The following is a 20,356-nucleotide window of genomic DNA, read 5'->3' on the forward strand; positions in this document are numbered from 1 at the left end:
GATCTAGGCTATGGCAGTTGTCTAGTTCCGATTGCAACGACTTACTTAACCAATACTTCTACTTATGCGTCTCCTGACTGAAGAAGTACTGCTGCAGCTCGCCTCCGAAGGCCACGCGAAAGCCTTTGCGGAATTGCACGACCGCTACCGGCCGCTTCTGTACCGCTTTGTGTATTCCATTGTGAAATCGTCGGATGTAACGAAAGACATTTGTCAGGAAGTATTTCTGCGGATTTGGGAAGATCGGGGTCGGCTACCGGAAATCAGTGCCTTCAAATCGTATCTGATGACGGCCGGTAAAAACCTGAGTCTCAACGTTCTGAAAAAAGTCTTATCGGAAGAAAAAAATCTCAGCTCCTTCGTTAAAACGTATGAACAAACCTCATCATCCGTAGATGATGAATGGCAGACGATTGAATACCAGCGGTTTATTCAATCGGTACTCGCCACCTTACCGAATCAGAGTCGGCGGGTTTTTGAACTGTGCCGTCAACAGGGGCTTTCCTACGAAGAAGTCGCCGCAGAACTGGGCGTTTCCCGCAACATCATCAAAAAACACATGGTACGTTCGATGAAAGTATTGAAAATCGCCGTCGAAAAAGACCTGGGCATCACATTCAGCGTGCTGGCAACGGTTCTTTTCGAAGGATAAAAAGGAACGGTATCCCAATTATTTTAACGGGTAAGGGGACCTTCCGGGTGCTCTCACTTGTCTTACCCCCGCAACCTCAACCTCCGAAGCGGAGATCAACCCTCTTATTACTAATTCATGGAAGAAAACAAGGTCTTACGCCAGAAGCTTGTCGAGCGATACATCCAGTCGAAAGCCAGTTTGCCGGAACTGGAAACCTTCATCGAACTCTATAAACAAGGCGAGCTGGAACAGGTGCTGGATGCATACCTCGAACAGCAGATTGAAGACAGCGAGCCCGTCGCCTTCCGTTCGAAACACACGCGAGTAAAAACACTTTGGGCCGCCTGTCTTACGCTGGCCCTGATCAGTGGGGGAGTCTTCTACGCCCGCCCGTACTTTCGCTCGCCCGTACCGGTCCATTATACGCAGGTACACACGCAGAGCCAGGGAATCCGGAAAGTCAGTCTGTCGGATGGCTCAGTGATCTGGTTGAATCGAAACAGTAGCTTGCGATACGCTGATCCCTGGCAGGGTGATACCCGTGAAGTGCAAATGCAGACCGGAGAAGCGTATTTTCAGGTGGCCAAGAATAAAAAACATCCCCGGTTCATTGTCCGAACGCCCGATCAACTGACGGTCGAGGTAAAAGGCACGCAATTCAATATACGCACGCAAAAGGGCAGTACCCGTATTTTTCTTGAAGAAGGAAAAGTGGCCCTCAAGAAAGAACAGCAAGTCGCCGAACTTTCCCCCGGACAATTAGCCACCTATGACCAGCAACATCTTACCGTTCAGTCCGCGAAAGGAGACGTATGGCTGGCCTGGAAGAATGAACTGTTCGTGTTTGACGATGCTACGCTTACCGAAATTGCCCGTGTACTGGAGGCATATTATGACATCCATGTCGTGATTCAGGATCATCTCGATCATCTTAAATTCACCGGCAAACTTTCGCAAAAGGATCTGGGGCAGGTACTAAAAATTCTGGCCCGTACGCTCGATGTGGAGATTATCCAGCGAAAAGGGTTGGTGACCATTCGCGAAGCCAGTGGGATGGCCGTTCCGACTGAATAAAAAACGTCTAGGGATCAAAAAGGCCGTTGCAGTACTACGCTGCAACGGCCTTTTTCTGTAATGACTACAAACGGTCTTTCGAAATAATATTTTGCATTTTTGTATTTTATCAAAATTTGTATTATATAAACAAAGAGTATAACCTATTAAATAAAATGAAAAATCTTTAATGGCAGGGGGACCTTAGTCCTGGGGTACGCTTGTCTTACCGCTGAAGTACGACCATTCTCATTTCGCAAACCAATGGCTACCTATGGGATTACTACTACGAAGGAAGAGCAGCGGATTAGTCGGATTACTGATAACCGGAATCGTTTGTTCGGCTGCGGGACAAACCCCGGCGTACTTTGCCCGAGCGGAGGCCGAAAGGGAAGAGCGGCCCCGGCCCGCCACCCCGGCTACGAAAGGGCTAACGGAAGTTTTTCAGCAATTGGAAAAGAAGTACCGCGTGCAGTTTGCCTATCAGAAGAAGCTGGTGCAGGACAAACGTATACAGGCAACGGTTGGTGATTCCAAACGTAGTCTGGAAGAAAATTTGCAGCAAGTACTCTCACCCCTGAACCTGACGTACGAAAAAATTGGCGAGACCTACATCATTTCGGAGCGGCTTCGGGAATCGGTAACGCCTAAAAAATCTTCGAAAGCCGAAATCAAGGTAAAAGGAAAAGTAACCGCCAAAGATGGTACCGAATTGCCCGGCGTAAACGTGCGGGTGAAAGGAACGGGCATCGGAGCCGTGACCAATGCCCAGGGCGAATACCTGATTACGGCCCCCAGCGAGACCAGCGTTCTGGTGTTTTCGTTTATTGGTTATGCCAGTCAGGAATTGGACATAGCGGGAAAAACCACTATTGATGTCGTTCTGGAAAATGAGACCAAACAATTGACGGAAGTAGTGGTGACGGCCGCTGGTATCGAACGGAAGGCCAACGCTCTAGGCTACTCGGTCAGTACGCTCAGTACGACCGATCTGGCCCAGAAAAACGAACCCGATCCCGTACGGGCCCTGGCCGGAAAAGTTGCCGGTGTAAATGTCCAGGGTGGGGGCGGCGTGGCGGGCGGAGCTACGAATATTACGATTCGGGGAAATTCGTCGCTGGGAAATAATAACCAGCCGCTGTACGTCGTCGATGGGGTACCCTTCGATAATTCGACGTTTGCCCCGGTAACCGGCAACAACCAAACGCAGAGCAACCAGAGTACGGCCAGTCGGGCCTTCGACATTGACCCCAATAATATCCAGAGTATGACCGTACTCAAAGGAGCAGCCGCGGCGGCCCTCTACGGATCGCGGGCGGCGAACGGGGCCATCATCATTACCACGAAAGCTTCGGCCAAAAAGAGCCGGAAGGGTACAGAAATCACGTACAACACCTCTTATTCCGCCGAAACGATCGCCGGATTGCCCGAGTATCAGCAATTGTACGGGCAGGGAACCAACGGCGATTACCGAAGTGCCGTGTATGGTTCTTCGGGATCGGCTTACAGTACGCGGGCGACGATTCCGCATCCACTGGCCCGGGCTGGTTTTTCAGCCGCCGATTTTCCGCAGTTTTATGAAGCTGACGGGGTGACTCCCGTCCAGGTACCCTACCGTTCGTACGCGGGAAAAAACCAGCGGGATTTCTTCCGTACCGGCTCCGTCTACGAAAATGCATTGACGGTAAACAGCGGTAGCGAAAAAGGAAACTTCACGGTGGGCCTGAGCCGTACGACCAACCAGGGTATTGTTCCGGGTAATGAGATTGCCCGTACGTCCATCAACGTTGGTGGAAATGCCCGGCTGGATAACAAATTTTACGTGCGTGGAACCATCAATTACGTCATGACGGATCAGAAATCGCCCCCAATTGGGGGTAGCGGTTCCATTATGAGCACGATGTATTATTTGCCGACGAGCTATGATCTGACGGGTTACCCCTACGAAAATCCCAACACTGGAGCCAATGTGTACGATTACGCGGGGGTTGACAATCCCTACTGGTCCATCCGACACAGTCCGGCGACCAGTAACGTGGACCGGTACTACGGAAACTTTGTACTCGGTTTCGACCCCTTAAGCTGGCTGAACATTCAGAATACGGCGGGTTTCAACGCCTACACGGATCGCCGGGTAAGTGTACTGGGCAAGGGCTCGTCGGTATACGCCAACGGTACCATCAATACGGATCATATTTACCGGCAGGAACTGGACAATACCTTACTGGTGACGATCACGAAAACTATCAAACAGGATTTTTCACTACGGGCCATTTTCGGCAATAATATCAACCAGCGGATGACCGACCGCTCGGCCTTTGTCGGTACCAATATCATCACGGCTGGGATCAATAACATCAACAATACCTCGACGATTACCCTGGGAAGCCTGCCTAATAACCGGGCGATGATCCGGCAGCGGTTTTACGCGTTCTTTACGGATATTACGCTGGATTACAAGGGCTTTGCTTCGCTGAATATTGTGGGGCGGAATGACGTATCCTCCACGTTGCCGCCGGAAAATCGCAGCTACCTGTATGGAGGTATAAACGGTTCATTCATCTTTACCGAAGCCTTCGGACTCAATAGTCCCATTTTGAATTTTGGTAAAGTTCGCGTGGGCTATACGCAGGTGGGGAATGAAGCCCAGCCGTACCAGACCGTAAATGTGTTTAACGCCAACGCGAGTGCGGGGGATCTGGACGCTCCCTTTTCCAATCCGGTCCAATCCAATGTGAGTACGATGACGCTGGGTGACGTATTATCCAACGCCCGATTGAAGCCGGAGTTCATCACGGAATTTGAAGCCGGTACCGAGCTACAGTTCTTTAACAACCGCCTTTCCATTGACTTGACGTATTACCACAAACGTAGTACCTCGCAGATTTTTACCGTAAAGTCAGCTCCATCGACGGGTTTCACGGATCGCATCATTAATCTCGGGCAAACCTCCAACAAGGGAATTGAACTGGGAATCAGTGCAACGCCCGTATCGCTGGCTTCGGGTTTCCGCTGGAATATCAACGCCAACTTCACCCGTAACCGGAATAACGTGGATGATCTGGGCGGCTTTGCTCAGTTGGTATACGGCAACAATATTCACATCGCCGGGCAACCCTATGGGCAGATATACGGCAGTCGATACGCCCGCGATAACGAGGGGAACATTTTGGTGAATCCCCAGACGGCCAAGCCCATTGCGGCGGCCACGAGCGGACCCATTGGTAATCCCAATCCCAAATTCATTGTGGGCCTGAACAACAGCTTTTCGTACAAACGCATCACGTTTGATGTACTCTTTGACTGGAAACAGGGTGGAGCGATTTACTCGACCAACATCGGGAATGCCCTGTCGCGGGGCGTAACCCGCGATACGGAAAACCGCGAAACGCTCTGGGTCGGACCAGGTGTACTGGGCAACGTAAATACGCTGGAACCCATCCTGGATGAAAGCGGCAACAAAATTCCCAACAACACAGCCCTGACGGTCATCGACTACTTCTTCAGTGGTGGCTACGGTCCGGGAGGAATTGGCGAGGGCTACGTGTTCGACGCGACCGTGTTTCGGTTGCGGGAGCTGTCGCTGGGCTATCAGCTGCCCTCCAATATCCTGCAAAAAACGCCCTTTGGTTCCGTCTCCATTTCCCTGAGCGGCCGAAATCTCTGGTACAAGGCTCCTAACACCCCGAAGTACATGAATTACGATCCGGAAGTAAGTACGGGAGCGGCCAATAACGCGGGTTTCGATTCACTCGGCGTACCCACCACCCGCCGATTCGGTGTTAACCTGAGAGCCAGTTTTTAACGTAATGCAAACCACAGGTATCATGAACGGAACGCATCGTCCTATCTCGTTTTTAGTCGCTTTTGTATTGATCCTCACGACGAGTGCCTGCAAGAAATTTGTTGACATTAATGGCGACCCTAATAACCCGACGGAACCAAACCTGAGCCTGTTATTATCGGGTACGCAGGTATCAATAGCGGGCAATTTTACGGGCATCAACAGTGGGGGTTCGGCCGTGGTTCAGCACTGGGGCTCGGGAAACCTGAACCGCTGGGATCAGTCGGGGGGCACCTTTTCTTCGTCCTGGTCCGGCTTCTACACCGGGGCCATTCCCGATTTGGAAACGATCATTAAAACCGGTACTGAGCAGCAGCAGTGGGGCTACGTCAGCATCGCGAAACTACAGAAAGCCTATCTCTACAGCATCATGGTGGACGTATGGGGCGACATTCCCTATACGCAGGCGGGTGGAAGCTATACCGATCCGGTTTTTGATAAGGGACAGGATATTTACAACAGCCTCTTCACGCTGATTGACGAGGCCCTGGCTGACATGGAAAAAGGCTTTACGGTTACGAGCAGTGCCGATTTGTTTTACCAGGGCTCGAAGGAACGCTGGCAACGCATGGCTTACTCGCTGAAACTGAAAATGTTCAATCAGATTCGTCTGGTTGACCCGCCGGGCGGGCAGGCATTCGGATGCTGCTCAGCAGCGGTGTCCCGCTCATGACGGAGAATGCTCATGATTTCACCTTTCGCTACGGTAGCAACGTGACACCCAACTCCCGCCATCCCTGGTACATCAATTCGTACAATACCAGTCGGAGTGGTTATATGAGTATGACCTTAATTAACCGCCTCAAGCAGCAGGATGATCCTCGTTTGCGGTATTACGTATTCCGGATGCGGTCAAACGCCGGTCTGGCCAACGCCACCAACGGCGATGGGTACTACGGACGGTATCCGGGCGACGGTGCGGCTTCCCCCGCCGACCACAGTACGCGGGCTATTTCCGGCATTTATCCCGCCGCAGGTTTGTACGACAACGGGACCATTGCGACATTGACTTCCGCCAATCAGTTGTTGAACAACGAAGGAGCCAGTGCTGGTACAACGGCCAATTCTTTCCGGATTGCCTTGTTTACGTCGGGCGATGGAACGGGGGCGGGTATTCTGCCGCTGATTACCAATGCCATGGTCAACTTCATCCGGGCGGAAGCGGCCCTGACGCTGAATACGGGCGAAGATGCCCGCAAACTGTTGCTTGATGCCGTAACGGCTCAACTCACGAGCGTCAGTACGCTTTCGGCCAGTAACAAAGGAAACGCCATTCCGGCCACTACCATCATTGGCTTTATTACCCGCTTGGGTCAGCAGTACGATGCCGCTGATGCCGCGGGGAAGATGCAATTACTGATGATGCAAAAATGGATTGCCCTGTACGGCAACGGCGTTGAAGCTTACAACGATTACCGCCGGACGGGTCTGCCGCAGCTCGAAGATCTGGTGTCGCCCCTGGATACGTTCCCCTTCCGCTTCTACTATTCCGAAACAGAAATGACCTCCAATGCTTCGGTGGTCGCCAATCGGGATGCCGTGCAACGGGCTCAGCAGCTAACGCCGGTGTTTTGGAATAAGTAGGGTCTAACAAGGCTTATGGGGATAGGATGAAAAAAATGATGGTTTTCTCTAATAACTAAGACCGTTTTCGTCCCGCAGACACGGCTGGTTTTTTAGTCCGTATGCATTCCATGCCGGGCATCGCATGCGGGGCATCCCATGCCGGCACGCTCACCGCTCTTTTCATCCTGCTCTAGGCCAACGCTTTGCGGATGAAACCATTCCATGGGGGCCATTCCATGGTGGCCGCCATGGAATGGGATAGGACGGGGTTAGGTTGTATGTCGTCTATGAAGGCGATTGCTTCAAAAGAAGCTACTGCCAAGAGATGGAATTCTTTCCCGCTAGTGAGCAACGGAACGACCTACGGCAGCAGCAATGCGGTGGAATGTAGCAGGCTGTCGTTAGTCGTGGAGAGGCTCACTGGCTACTAGTCGGCAGTATCTGCGGGACCAAACTCAGTCTAGGTGAATAACGAAGCTCAATAAAAACAACACTTTCTTAACCATATAGAGGCTCATTGCCTATTCACTCAGCAGTCGTGAAAGGACGAAACGCAGTCTATTCAAGGCGACATAAGTAAACCATCCTGTGAGCAGCTAGGAATTTCAAATACAATAGTAAATGAAGAAACCATATCCTATGAACAAATACCTGATTTACGCAATCCTGACGACGCTCGCGGCTTTGGCTTCCTGCAAAACCGTCGATTACGATTGGGAAAACTATACGACTACGGCCACGCCCAAGGCTACGCTGAATCTGCAAACATCCGCTTTGCCGACGGTGCAGACGGCCAAGGTTTCCTTTTTCAACCTGAAGGATCCCAACTTCGCTACCAGTCAAGTATTCGAATGGACCCTGGATGCGAATAACATTGGGGATAGCCCGGTACAGTCCATTGATGTATACGTGAGCTTCAATAAGAAAGAATCAAGCCCGCCGGCGTATCCCATTACGCTATCCCTGGCGGGCGTACAGCCCACGGAACGGCAGTTTCCCTTACCGAGTACGGTGGCCAAAACGGATATTTTGTACGAATCGGTTACGCAGTTTCCCAAGACCTACCGCTTCACCCCGACGCAACTGGCCCAGATCACTAAGACCGACCTGAGTAAGGTGGCCGTTAATGATTATTTCCTTTTCAAGTTCATTCTGACGATGCAGAATGGAAAACGCATCGTCCAGTTTCAGGACAACGCCTGCGACGAATCCCGGGGGGAACCCTGCGACTGTCGGATCGGCGTACGCTTCAAAAACCAGTAAATGAGTACCTATTCTTCAAAGCTTGTACCAAACGCTAAACAATCAACGCATCTAATTGATCACTAGCCTATGTTTAAACGTCTGATTTTCATCCTGGTTTGCGTAAGCGTGCACGTGAGCAGGGCTCAGGTGCCGACGCCTAAAGAACATTTTGGTTTTGCCATTGGCGATGATTATCACCTGGCCAATTACACGCAAACGGAGGCGTATTTCAAGAAAGTGGCTCAGGCCGTACCCAATCTGGTGAAGCTACAGGTTATTGGCAAGACTGAAGAAGGCCGCGATCAGATCATGATGATTGTAACGTCCGCAGACAACCATAAAAAGCTGGATCGGTACAAGGAAATCTCTACGAAGATGGCTCGTGCCGAAGGACTGAGTGAGGAGCAGGCCCGAGCGATGGCCGCGGAAGGAAAAGCCATTGTCTGGATCGACGGCGGCATTCACTCGACGGAAATGGTCGCTACGCATCAGCTCATCGAAACATTGTATCAGGTCACAACGCGTACCGATGCCGAAACCAAGCGAATTCTGGATAATGTGGTGATTCTCTTTACGCACATCAATCCCGACGGGCAGGAACTGGTGGCCAATTGGTACATGCGGGAAAAAGATCCAACAAAACGCAAAATGGAAACCATTCCCCGGCTGTACCATAAGTACATCGGTCACGACAACAACCGCGATTATTTCATGCTCAACATGAAAGAATCGCAAAACGTAGGTCGGCAGTTATTCGTAGAGTGGATTCCGCAAATCATGTACAACCACCACCAGCGGGGGCCGGCGGGGTCGGTTTTAGCGGGTCCACCGTACCGCGATCCCTTCAACTACGTCTTTGATCCGATGATGGTAACGGGTATTGATGCCCTCGGTGCGGCGATGTACAACCGCCTGAACGCCGAGAAAAAGCCCGGCTTCACCCGCCTGAATGGATCAAGCTTTTCAACCTGGTACAACGGTGGATTACGCACGACAACACACTTCCACAACATGATTGGTTTGCTGACGGAAATCATCGGCGGTCCAACGCCCGAAGAGGTACCGCTAGTACCTAGCCGACTGATTCCCAACAATAATACGCCCAATCCGGTTACGCCGCAGAAGTGGCATTTCAAGCAGTCGATTGACTATTCGGTTTCGCTGAACTTCGCCGTGCTGGATTACGCCGCCCGCAACAGCGATCACCTGCTGTATAACATTTATTCGATGGGTAAAAACTCCATCGAGCGGGGCAGCTCCGATTACTGGACGCCCTACCCTAAACGTATTGAAGCGATTAACACGGCTTACCAAGCCGACCAGGCCAAAACCCGTGGGGCTCGCGGGGGTGGTGTAGCGGCCGCTGCCGCAGACCCCATGGGTTGGGGGTCGCGGAGTGCGGGTATGCCGCTTAAATTTTATGAAAGCGTCATGCGGGATCCGCTCTTACGCGATCCGCGGGGATACATTATTCCTGCCAACCAGGCCGATTTTGCTACGGCAACCAAATTCGTCAATGCCCTCATCCGTACCGGTATTGGTGTAGAAAAAGCAACGGCAGATTTCACCGTTGCCGGGAAAAAGTATCCAGCGGGTTCGTTCATCGTGAAAACGGCTCAGGCCTTCCGCCCGCACATCATTGACATGTTTGAACCCCAAAACTACCCCAACGACTTCCAGTATCCCGGTGGTCCTCCAATTCGTCCGTACGATGCCGCCGGATGGACGCTGGCGTATCAGATGGGCGTCACCTTTGACCGCATGCTGGAAGGTTTCGACGGACCGTTCCAACGCCTGCCCTACGGAGAATTACAAACGATTTCAGCCCAAGTAGCCGCGGGTTCCGGGGGGTACGTGCTGAGTACGAAAATGAATGACGCGTTCCTGGCCGTGAATGATCTTCAGAAAGCGGGTGTGGAAGTATTCCGGATTACACAAGGATCGGAGATGGGTAATTTTTACGTACCCGCCAGTGCCAAAGCCAAGGCGACACTGGATCAGGTTGCTCAAAGTGCTGGACTGCGAGTGACGGGGCTTTCCAAAAAACCGACGCAGGCAATGGAAAAAGTAAAACCCCTACGCGTTGCCTTGTGGGATACGTACGGCGGCTCAATGCCCTCGGGCTGGGTACGCTGGTTGATGGAGCAGTATCATTTTCCCTGTAACGTCGTTTATTCGAAGGAGATTGACGCGGGTAATTTGAAGAACAAGTATGACGTCATCGTATTCGTAACCCGGGCCATTCCAGTGTATCGCGGAGCGGATAATGACCCCTACGCCGCTTTCCGGACGGAAACGAAAGAAGAGGAGATTCCGTCTGAGTTTCATGCCACCATGGGACGGATTACGGCTAACCAATCCATCGCTCCACTGAAAGCGTTCCTCGAAGCAGGCGGAAAAGTAGTCACAATTGGTTCGAGCACGAACCTGGCCTATCACCTCGGGTTACCGGTACGCAGTGCCTTGTCCGAGCTGACCGCTACGGGTGAAGAACGTGAATTACCTAGTGGAAAATACTACGTACCCGGCAGTATTCTGCGGGTCAGTGTCGATTCTTCAGCGAAAGCCAGCTGGGGATTGCCCGGTCAGGCCGATGTGTATTTTGACAATAGCCCTGTCTTTCATCTGAGTTCGGAAGCCGTTGCCAAAGGTCAATTGACGCCGTTAGCGTGGTTTCCCAACAATAAACCTTTACGCAGTGGATGGGCCTGGGGAGAAGCCTATCTGCAGGATGGCGTAGCCGCGTTTGAAGCCAAAGTGGGCCAGGGAAAACTGTACGCCTTCGGACCAGAAATCACGTTCCGGGCTCAGTCGCACGGAACCTTCAAATGGTTATTTAATCAATTATACTAAACACCGTTTTTACTATCAAAAGGCTTCAATTCCGCAAGGGTTAGAGCCTTTTTTATTGGGTTCATTCTGTTGGAAGCATCGTGACAGGAGGTAATGCGTGTGTCGTTTCCCCGCATTTCATACGGGGTTATTCAGGTTAAACCCCTCCGGGGTTGGGGGGTGTTTAGTTGAGAAAGAGGGAGGTAACTGGTGCAGGTTTCCAAACCTGTACCCACCATTGGGCCCTTTCCAACTGCCACCGCTCCGGCATTCCCCGTATTGCATACGGGGCTAATCACGTTGAACCCCTTCGGGGTTAGGAGGTATGCTTGAAGAGAAGGGAACGGGTGCAGGTTTCCAGGCTTGGCCAATAAACAACCTGTAAAATATTTCTAATCCCTACTGCTACAAAACGCATCGCTGAGTTTCAGAAATTGCCGGGGCGAAACACCCGTGTAGTACTGGAAATCTTTGATGAGATGACTTTGATCGTGATAGCCGTACTGTTCAATCAATTCAAACCAGTTCACTGAGGCCTCTGATCGGTTCGTCAGCGTATGCAGGACTTCCTTAAAACGAAGAAACCGCAGCAGTTCTTTCGGCGAATAACCCACGTATTTTTTGAAACGTAACTGTACGGTACGCTCAGTGCGGTTCGTTTCTGCGGCGATGATTTTTACCGGACTTACCACGGGCGAATGAAAAGCCGCCGCGTGCGTGAGTAAAGGCACCGCTTCGGCTTCGTCGGGTGTCAGGCGTGCAACTAAATAAGAATTGAGGTATTCAGTCCGCTGATGCGTGTCGGGAAACGAAGCTAGGGTCTGCCAAAGCTCTTCGAGTTGCTGGGTTTGGGCCAGAAGCTTTGATTCAGACCATTCTTCCAGATTCAGGTTTTGCATCGATTGAGACAGGAGCCGATAAAAACCGTTATGGGTAAAATTAACAATCAGAAGATCGGCGTTGGCACTCAGCTCATATGTCAGCATATGACGTAACGGACCCAGAATGAAAATTTTCTGAATGGATCGATCCAACTGGCTACCAAACGAAAATCGTATCGGTGGACCGAAATTGAACGCCAGCATCATTTCCAGCGACGGAGACAGATGGTAGACCTGCGGATCAAACCCCGATGGCGTCTGAATTTCGTAGTAATGACCGATCAGGTCGGTCAGTTCAGGGGCAGCAGTAATGCGGCGTCCGATCGATTCCATCATTCGAGCATGTATAGAACCCGAATGTACGGAGAAATCGCATCACTTCATTTACTGGATTTCTCGCGTAATAATTGCTCTTGTGTGTGTCTATTGCTAAACAACCCCGAAGGGGTTTAATGTAATTAGCCCCGCATGCCATGCGGGGAATGCCGGAGCGGTGGCAGTTGGAAACCGCCCAATGGTGGGTAGAGGTTTGGAAACTTGCACCAGTGGCCTCCCCCTTTCTCAACTAAACACCCCCCAACCCCGGAGGGGTTTAACCTGAATAGCCCCGCATCCCATGCGGGGAAAATAGATTGGGTCGAGCTATTTAACCCAGCAAAGGATCCGTATACCCCGCCTTCCCCGTTTCCACCCGGCCCGCGTACCGATACACCGAATCACCACCTTTTACGCTAAGATCATACCAGTGATGACTTTTCTGTAAATCAATCACCAGTTCCGTTCGATCACCCGGTTGTCCGGCCCGAGCCAGTGTTTTCGAAATAGCCTGATTTCCGTACGACTCATCGGTAATGCTTACGGGGCAATCTTCCGTAGGGTTGAGATTTTGAATACGTAGCACGAGTTGGCCTGTATACTGCTTCTGCCGGTTTCGCTGGTAGTCGCAGGAAACCTGAATCGACGACTCCCCGCTGAATTCCCGGTAAAAACCGTTCGGACCATATATCTTAAGCTGAGCCGTAGTCGGAAAGGAATCCCGTAAGGTATCACCCGCCGCTACCGTGTACGAGCGGATTTTCAGAGCACCTTCGCTTTGTTCATGCACCTGAAAAGGAGCACCCATAGACCCTTTCAATTCGTTTTTTGCCGAAAGAATGAGCTCAAGGCCCTGCTTCGAAGGCACTACATCGGCGTAAAGCTCGTAGGGCAGAGCACACGAAGGGCGTACCCCTTTTTCCTGCTGGGGTAAGACGGTCGCAGGTTGACGAAGGTCTTCCGTAGACAAGGCTTTATACCCCGTAGGCAACGGCTTGAACTGAGCCTGATGGATGGATTGAACGAACGGATCGCGGGATACGAAGGTGGGAAGCGTCATTTTTTCTCCCGCGTACGGACGGAACGCTGAGGTCAGATCCCCGCATACGGTCCGTCGCCAGTCGCTGATATTCGTTTCCCTAAGCGTTTTGCCGCGTTTATGACTCACAAATTTTTCCAGGAACTGTACGACGGACGTATGATCGAATACCTCCGAACACACGTAACCGCCCCGGCTCCAGGGCGAAGCAATCACCAGGGGCACGCGGAAACCCAGGCCAATCGGGCCCGTCCGACCGTGCTCCTTGCGGGAGGCTTCCTGCTCGGCTGTCACGAATTCCAGTCGGGTATCAATACCCGCACTCGTCCGGCCACTTTCGGGTTGATCGGGATGGGCGGGAATGAAGGGCGGTACGTGATCGAAGTAGCCGTCGTTTTCGTCATACGCCAGGATGAAAATGGTTTTCTTCCAGACTTCCGGGTCCTGCGTCAGAATGTCGAGCATTTCCGAGAGGTACCAGGCCCCGTACCAGGGAGCACTCGGGTGATCGGAGAAGTTTTCCGGAGCCACTACCCAGGAAACCGTAGGCAGCGTTTTGTTCTTGACATCGCTGCGAAACTGATGCAGAACATCGCCCTTTGGTACGCGGACATTACGTTGCTGCCCTGCTTCTTCGTAGCTCAGTGTCGTCAGTTGGTGGTAGTCCGGATCGTTAACATTCGTGGTATACGCCCGCTGATGCAGATTTTTTTCTTTCGCTGAAAGCTTGGTAAAGGCCTCGGGCGTATAGGTCTTCAGGTCAGACTGAAACGTTTGCAGCCATTTCTTATAAGAATCCAGCGTACGTTTCGTCTTTTCGTAGGTGGGATCGCTCGTTTCCAGTTTACGCAGACTTTCTTCCAGTGTCTTTATTTTCTCCGGTAAAACCGTTACCTGTTTTTGAATATAGGTGCGGTAGGCCGGATGAAAACGTACGCGGAATTGCGAAAACCACTCCAGCGGATTGTCGGTGAAATTGGCCAGCCAGCTATCTTCCTCGCCTTCCAGGCCCGTCGAAAGGCTAATCTCATTCTGGTATACTTTCCAGGAAATCCCTTCATCCTCCAGACGTTCGGGAAAGGTTTTCCAGCTTACTTCATCCTCGTAATCAACGTTCTCGTTCCGAACATTGGCCTGGGCTTTCGGGTTGCGGGGATCGCGAAGGGTGCCCGTCCAGAGGTACAAGCGGTTGGGTGTAGTACCCGTCAGCGACGAACAGAAATTCTGATCACAAACCGTAAAGGCATCGGCCAAAGCGTAATAAAAGGGTAAATCCTCGCGATTGTAATAGCCGAGCGTGAGGGGCATATCGGCGTAATCCTTGTGCCCTGATTTCTTGGCTTCCAGCCAACCATCCATGCGACCCCCATGAAACGCATCCACCTGATTTTCCCAGGAATGCGGCAGCGAACTCATCCAGGTGGCCCTGGTATCTTTCATGTTTAGCCGGAACGGAGCGTACGTTTCCCCCTTCGCGTTCGTTTGAAACCAAACTTTTTTACGATTGGGCTGTTCCATCGCCCGTGGATCGTTGAAACCCCGTACGCCTTGAAGCGTACCGTAGGTATGGTCAAACGAACGGTTTTCCTGCATGAGAATCACCACGTGCTCGGCATCCAGAAACGTAGTACCGGCTTCGGGATCGATGGCAAAAGCTTTCTGAATGGAAGCGGGGAGCAATCCTGCCAGTCCGGCTGCACTGGATAATAAGGCTGCTTTTTTTAGAAAATCTCTTCTGGAATCCATGGATCAATCAGGCAGGTAAAATGGGAAACGAATTTTCGAACGCTGGTAACGAAAGAATGCCCACAAAACTGGCGACACGTGGCTAACGGGCCAAATTATTTTTTTGTTACCAGGTGGCACGACTGAATTAAAACCGAATGGAACGTTTTTCGTTACTACCCTATACGTTGACTGTATGGATGATTATGAAAAACGTTCACGTGGGTACCTGCGGTTTTAACGGTACCAAAACCGAATACGTTGAGAAGCTTTCCTGTGTGGAAGTTCAACATACGTTTTATCAGCCTCCGCAGCTGCGTACGCTCGAACGCTGGCGGCAGGAAGTACCCGCCCCTTTCGAATTTACGCTAAAAGCCTGGCAGCTTATTACGCACGAAGCGAAAAGTCCGACCTACAAACGACTCAAGCGAAAACTCACGGATCAGGAGAAGCAGGAGGCGGGTGGCTTTCGGCCCACGGCTATTGTCGAAGAGGCCTGGCAAACGACCCGTGCCTGTGCGGAGGCCCTGGGGGCTCGCGTGGTGCTGTTTCAATGCCCGGCCAGCTTTCGACAAACGCCGGAAAACGTGCATCAGCTGCAACGCTTTTTTTCGGAACTGGATCGGGGTACACTACATCTGGCCTGGGAACCCCGGGGTGACTGGGAATGGGACGTAGTGGAAGGCTTGTGCGAGGATCTGCACCTTTGGCACGCAGTTGATCCTTTTGTTCAGCAGACCATAACGCCCGAAACCGCTTACTTTCGCTTGCACGGACGGGAGGGCTGGCGGTACCAGTACGAGGAGCAGGAACTACGTGAACTGAAGGAATTGCTGCCCGAAGAAGGACCGGCCTATGTCTTTTTCAATAATAGACACATGGTCGAAGACGCCCAGACTTTTCAGCAAATCCTGAACGAAGAACCCTAGAAGCGAGTACCTTTGAATCACACTCTAAATCCTGTTTTAACGCATGAAAAAAGTAATCCTTAGCCTGCTCATGCTGGCTGTATGTACGGCTTCCAAGCCCAAGCCCACCTGGATCTATTTGTTCGACGGCAAATCAACCGCGGCTCTGCGGGGATACCGGATGCAAACCTTCCCAACGGATGCCTGGAAAGTGGAAGAAGGGGCCCTGGTAACGCAAACGGGCGTACCGAACATTGATCTGGTGACCAAAGAATCATTCAAGGATTTCGAGCTGGCCTTTCAGTGGAAAGTGTCGGAAGCGGGTAACAGCGGCGTTTTTTACTACATGAAAGAAGATGCCGCGAGTCAGGCCGGAAATGGCAACAGTCCAAACTGGCTGGATAATTTCGAAATGCAGATTCTCGACGACATCAATTTCAACGATAAAGAGCCCAAACGCTCGGCGGGTTCTCTGTACGATCTGATTACGCCTACGAACAAAAAGCTTCGACCCGTAGGAACGTATAACGACGCCCGGCTCATTGTCAATAAAAATCACGTGGAGCACTGGCTGAATGGTGAAAAAGTGGTGACCTACGAAATCGGCTCGAAGGATTTACAGGAGCTGATCCGGAAGAGCAAGTTTTCGAGTAACCCCAAGTTTGCCACCTCTACCGACGGACTACTCATGTTTCAGCACCACGGGCAAAAAGTCTGGTTACGGGATATTAAGATTCGGCGTTTGTAGTCTTTTCGGTTCACACTCTTCATGGATCTACCTATGAAAATGCTATACAGTGGAGCTTTGATCCTGCTGGGACTGGCGGCTCAGGCACAGGAATGGCAGTCCGTACCCACGCAAAACACGTGTGCAACGCGTCACGAAAGTGCGGCAACGCTGATTGGGGATAGTTTGTACGCCATCGGTGGCCGCGGGACGCGACCCCTGGAGGCCCTTAACCTAAATACGCTAATCTGGCAACGCCTGCCGTCACCACCCCTGGAGATGCATCATTTTCAGGCAATCACCTACAACGGTGAAATCTACGTGATGGGAGCCTTTGAAGGGAAATTTCCCCACGAGACGCCCATCCCCAACATCTATATCTACAACCCTACGAAAGGGGAGTGGCGAAAAGGGCCGGCGATTCCCAAGGATCGGCTACGGGGTTCGACGGGCGTGGTGGTATACCGAAATAAAATCTACCTGAGCTGCGGCATCATGGATGGACATTACGACGGACACGTAGCCTGGCTGGATGAGTACGATCCCAAGACGGATACCTGGAAAAAACTCGCCGATGCCCCCCGTACCCGCGACCACATTGCGGCGGCGGTCGTGGGAGACAAGATGTATCTGGCGGGCGGTCGGAATTCCACGGCCCGGATCAACAAGGTTCTGGAAACGACCATTGCCGAAGTGGATGTATACGATTTCAAAAAAGGTACGTGGGAGACCCTACCCGCTACCTCCAACATTCCCACACAACGGGCGGGTGGTACGGCCGTAACGTACCAGGGCAAGGTTTGGGTGATCGGCGGTGAAAGTCCACAGCTACTGGCTCATAATGAAGCCGAAATTCTGGATCCCAAAACCAATACCTGGACGAAAGGTCCTACATTAAAAAAAGGACGTCATGCGACGCAGGCGGTGGTTTATAAGGGCAAAATTTACATCGGAGCGGGTTCGGCCAATCACGGCGGTGGTCCGGAGCTGAATGATCTGGAAGTGTTGAAGTGAAGGTTTGAAGAACTGTGTTTGAAGTGGTTTGATGTTTGATAGGGGAATGCCTGGGTAGTTTGGGTTCCGTACGGAGTTATGGGTTGGCGAGTATAGTTTCAGTAGTAATACGGTTTGTTACCTGCATTTCATACGGTGCTATTCAAGTTAAACCTCTTCCGGGGTATGCTGTGCCTGCCGGGTTGATCGTATCCCCGTATTGCATACGGGGCTATTCAGATTGAACCCCTTCGGGGTTGGGAGGTTCGACAAATGAGGGAGGGGATAGGTGCAAGTTCAAGACTTGTGTCTATTTCTTGGCTGTTTCCAACTTTCTGTTTCCAAGGGTAATTACTTTTGAAACTCGAAAGTGTAAGCGGTACGGGTTGTCCGTAGCATCCGCTACGGACTTTTTTAATTAGTAGGCTGAGCCTGCCGGGCTGATGGTATCCCCGCATGTTCATACGGGGCTATTCACGTTGAACCCCTTCGGGGTTTGAGCGTGTGATTGATTATACGGGTGCAGGTTTCCAAACCTGTATTCATCCTATGTCAAATTTCAACGCTAGCTTCCCAAGCAAGAATCATTATAGAAAATCGATCGCATCAACGGGGCGGGTTGTCCGTAGCATTCGCTACGTACGCAGTAGTTGGTAGGCTGTGCCTACCGGGCTGGATGGTATCCTGAAAGCATGCGAGACTATTGGAATTAAACTCCCGAATTGTTTCAAAGAATCAGTAAAATTGATCTAATATGCGAGCAGTAAAATTAAAACGGCAAACACGCAATGGGTTATTAAAAAACGCTGTAGAAGCGTTCGATTTCATAGCTTGAGTTAAATCCCGCCCGTCCCCTGTTAACTAAAACAAACTCCAAAGGAGTTCCATTGTAAATAGCCCGGGGTGTAACCCCGGGTTAACCCCGAGTTCAGATACCTTTCTTACCATAAATTTGGATTCAATCGCATTCCTGTAATAAATTGCGTAACTAATTACGTAATTTATTAAACATGGACATCATTTCACAACTGGGACCTTTAGCCTTCGTCAGCCGGATGCGGCGACTGGCCGAATCCGTGAACCTGCACGCCCGGGCGGTTTACCAACAATACGGACTGGATTTTGATCCCAAGTGTTTTCCCGTATTCTGGACGCTTTGTGAAGTAGGTCCCTTGGGTATTAGCGAGCTAGCGGAATACATTGGCTTTTCTCATCCAGGTGTTATTCAATTGGCCAAACAACTGGAACAGGACGGACTCATTGTATCCGGGAAATCAGACACGGATAAACGGAAACGAATCCTGAAGCTATCTGAGAAAGGAGAGGCCTTGCGTCCCGAATTTCAGAAAGTATGGACTCATATTCAGGCCGTCAATACCGGACTAATTGCCGAGCGGCGTCACAACCTGCTTTGGGCGGTAGAGGAAATCGAAGGCGTACTCGTCCAGCAGGACTATCTCAGCATCTATAAAGACTATCTGAAAACGCAGCAGCTGGAAGAAGTGGAAATTCTGGACTACGATCCGGCCTATGCTCCGTACTTCAAATCTCTAAATCAGGCCTGGATCGAGCAATACTTCCGGCTTGAACCCCACGATCTCGAACAGCTCGATCATCCCGAAGAAATTTTGCAAAAGGGGGGCGTCATTCTCTTTGCCCGTTACCAGCAGGAAATTGTGGGTACCGTAGCTCTGGTACAGGAGAAACCCGGCGATTTCGAAATAGTCAAAATGGCCGTTTCACCCCAAGTACAGGGACGGCAAATTGGCAAAAAGCTGGGGCAGGCCATTTTACAGAAAGCCCGCGAAGCCGGAGCCGCCCAGGTATGGCTGGAATCGAATACGCGATTGGTGCCAGCTATCGAACTTTACAAAAAACTAGGCTTCTACAAAGTCGCCATGACCGCCACCCCCTACGAACGAGCCGACATCCGCATGCAATGCGATCTGTAAAGCTTATGCACCAACCTGCTCAGCCCATGGGCAGTATCACCCCCAACAACAATTAACCAATAACTAAAAAATGCTTATCCGTCTCGCCACCGAATCCGACCTGCCCGCTCTGGTAGCCTTACTCCAACGCGTGGTTCCCCTTATGCAGGCTTCCGGCAATCGGCAATGGGATGAATCCGTACCCCAATGCCGAGGTATTTCGCGAAGACATTCGTCAGGGCCAGCTCTGGGTGGCCGAGTACGAAGGTAGTATCGCGGGCGTAGCGGCCCTGACAACTGACCAGGATGCCGAGTATGCCCAACTGGGCTGGGATTTGTCCGAGCCCGCCATCGTCACGCACCGACTGGCGGTACACCCCGATTTCCAAGGAAAAGGGATTGCCCAACGATTACTGGAACAGGCCGAACAACTAGCCATCGAACGGAACATTGAAGTATTACGGGTGGATACTAACACCCATAACCAGGCTACGCAGCGACTCTTTCCCAAATTAGGCTACCGCTATGCCGGCGAACTCTCGCTGGGTTTTCGGCCCAATCTACGCTTTGTCGGTTTTGAAAAGCGACTAACCAGGAACTAGCTTATAATGGTTCTAAAAAAAGGCATATTCCATCAAATTTTAATGAAATTAATTCCCGGAT

Annotated in this window: 14 protein-coding genes; 12 read left to right on the plus strand and 2 right to left on the minus strand. The window is 51.4% G+C overall.

Annotated elements, in window-relative coordinates:
* The first annotated feature begins 64 nt into the window (after positions 1 to 64).
* From BWI97_RS22140 to BWI97_RS22170, 7 genes are all read left to right on the plus strand, one after another.
* A complete protein-coding gene (locus BWI97_RS22140) occupies positions 65 to 652 on the plus strand; it encodes an RNA polymerase sigma factor (RefSeq protein ID WP_102202845.1) in 588 nt (195 codons plus the stop codon).
* 117 nt (positions 653 to 769) lie between these two features.
* A complete protein-coding gene (locus tag BWI97_RS22145) occupies positions 770 to 1,708 on the plus strand; it encodes a FecR family protein (protein ID WP_102202846.1) in 939 nt (312 codons plus the stop codon).
* Positions 1,709 to 1,961: 253 nt separating this feature from the next.
* Entirely contained in the window at positions 1,962 to 5,492 is a 3,531-nt protein-coding gene (locus BWI97_RS22150; protein ID WP_102202847.1) for a SusC/RagA family TonB-linked outer membrane protein, read from the plus strand.
* Positions 5,493 to 5,514: 22 nt separating this feature from the next.
* Positions 5,515 to 6,204: a SusD/RagB family nutrient-binding outer membrane lipoprotein gene (locus BWI97_RS28985; protein WP_255403169.1), complete on the plus strand. Its 690-nt coding sequence runs from the start codon at positions 5,515 to 5,517 to the stop codon at positions 6,202 to 6,204.
* Entirely contained in the window at positions 6,201 to 7,115 is a 915-nt protein-coding gene (locus tag BWI97_RS28990; protein ID WP_255403170.1) for a SusD/RagB family nutrient-binding outer membrane lipoprotein, read from the plus strand. Before BWI97_RS28985 ends, BWI97_RS28990 begins: the two co-directional genes overlap by 4 nt.
* A 621-nt stretch (positions 7,116 to 7,736) precedes the next feature.
* Positions 7,737 to 8,360 carry a hypothetical protein gene (locus BWI97_RS22165; RefSeq protein WP_102202849.1) on the plus strand — a complete coding sequence of 208 codons (624 nt, stop codon included), beginning with the start codon at positions 7,737 to 7,739 and terminating at the stop codon, positions 8,358 to 8,360.
* Between the two features lie 69 nt (positions 8,361 to 8,429).
* Positions 8,430 to 11,195, plus strand: coding sequence for a M14 metallopeptidase family protein (locus tag BWI97_RS22170; RefSeq protein ID WP_102202850.1), 2,766 nt, complete (start codon positions 8,430 to 8,432; stop codon positions 11,193 to 11,195).
* 371 nt (positions 11,196 to 11,566) lie between these two features.
* On the opposite strand, the gene BWI97_RS22175 is transcribed toward BWI97_RS22170, so the two are convergent.
* Entirely contained in the window at positions 11,567 to 12,391 is an 825-nt protein-coding gene (locus tag BWI97_RS22175) for a helix-turn-helix domain-containing protein (protein ID WP_102202851.1), read from the minus strand.
* Positions 12,392 to 12,701: 310 nt separating this feature from the next.
* Positions 12,702 to 15,155 carry a phosphocholine-specific phospholipase C gene (locus tag BWI97_RS22180; protein ID WP_102202852.1) on the minus strand — a complete coding sequence of 818 codons (2,454 nt, stop codon included), beginning with the start codon at positions 15,153 to 15,155 and terminating at the stop codon, positions 12,702 to 12,704.
* A gap of 137 nt (positions 15,156 to 15,292) precedes the next feature.
* On the opposite strand from BWI97_RS22180, the gene BWI97_RS22185 reads away from it, so the two are divergent.
* The 5 genes from BWI97_RS22185 (at position 15,293) to BWI97_RS22205 (ending at position 20,295) form a co-directional block, all read left to right on the plus strand.
* Positions 15,293 to 16,063 (plus strand): DUF72 domain-containing protein, encoded by a 771-nt coding sequence (locus BWI97_RS22185; RefSeq protein WP_233207953.1) that lies wholly within the window; start codon positions 15,293 to 15,295, stop codon positions 16,061 to 16,063.
* Between the two features lie 43 nt (positions 16,064 to 16,106).
* Positions 16,107 to 16,790, plus strand: a complete 684-nt coding sequence (locus BWI97_RS22190) for a DUF1080 domain-containing protein (protein WP_094814166.1) — start codon at positions 16,107 to 16,109, stop codon at positions 16,788 to 16,790.
* A 33-nt stretch (positions 16,791 to 16,823) separates the two neighbouring features.
* Positions 16,824 to 17,783, plus strand: a complete 960-nt coding sequence (locus tag BWI97_RS22195; protein ID WP_102202853.1) for a kelch repeat-containing protein — start codon at positions 16,824 to 16,826, stop codon at positions 17,781 to 17,783.
* A 989-nt stretch (positions 17,784 to 18,772) separates the two neighbouring features.
* Positions 18,773 to 19,714 (plus strand): bifunctional helix-turn-helix transcriptional regulator/GNAT family N-acetyltransferase, encoded by a 942-nt coding sequence (locus BWI97_RS22200; RefSeq protein ID WP_102202854.1) that lies wholly within the window; start codon positions 18,773 to 18,775, stop codon positions 19,712 to 19,714.
* A 170-nt stretch (positions 19,715 to 19,884) separates the two neighbouring features.
* Positions 19,885 to 20,295, plus strand: coding sequence for a GNAT family N-acetyltransferase (locus BWI97_RS22205; protein WP_233207954.1), 411 nt, complete (start codon positions 19,885 to 19,887; stop codon positions 20,293 to 20,295).
* Positions 20,296 to 20,356 lie beyond the last annotated feature (61 nt).

This window comes from Siphonobacter sp. BAB-5405, from assembly GCF_002872335.1.
Taxonomy (GTDB): Bacteria; Bacteroidota; Bacteroidia; order Cytophagales; family Spirosomataceae; genus Siphonobacter.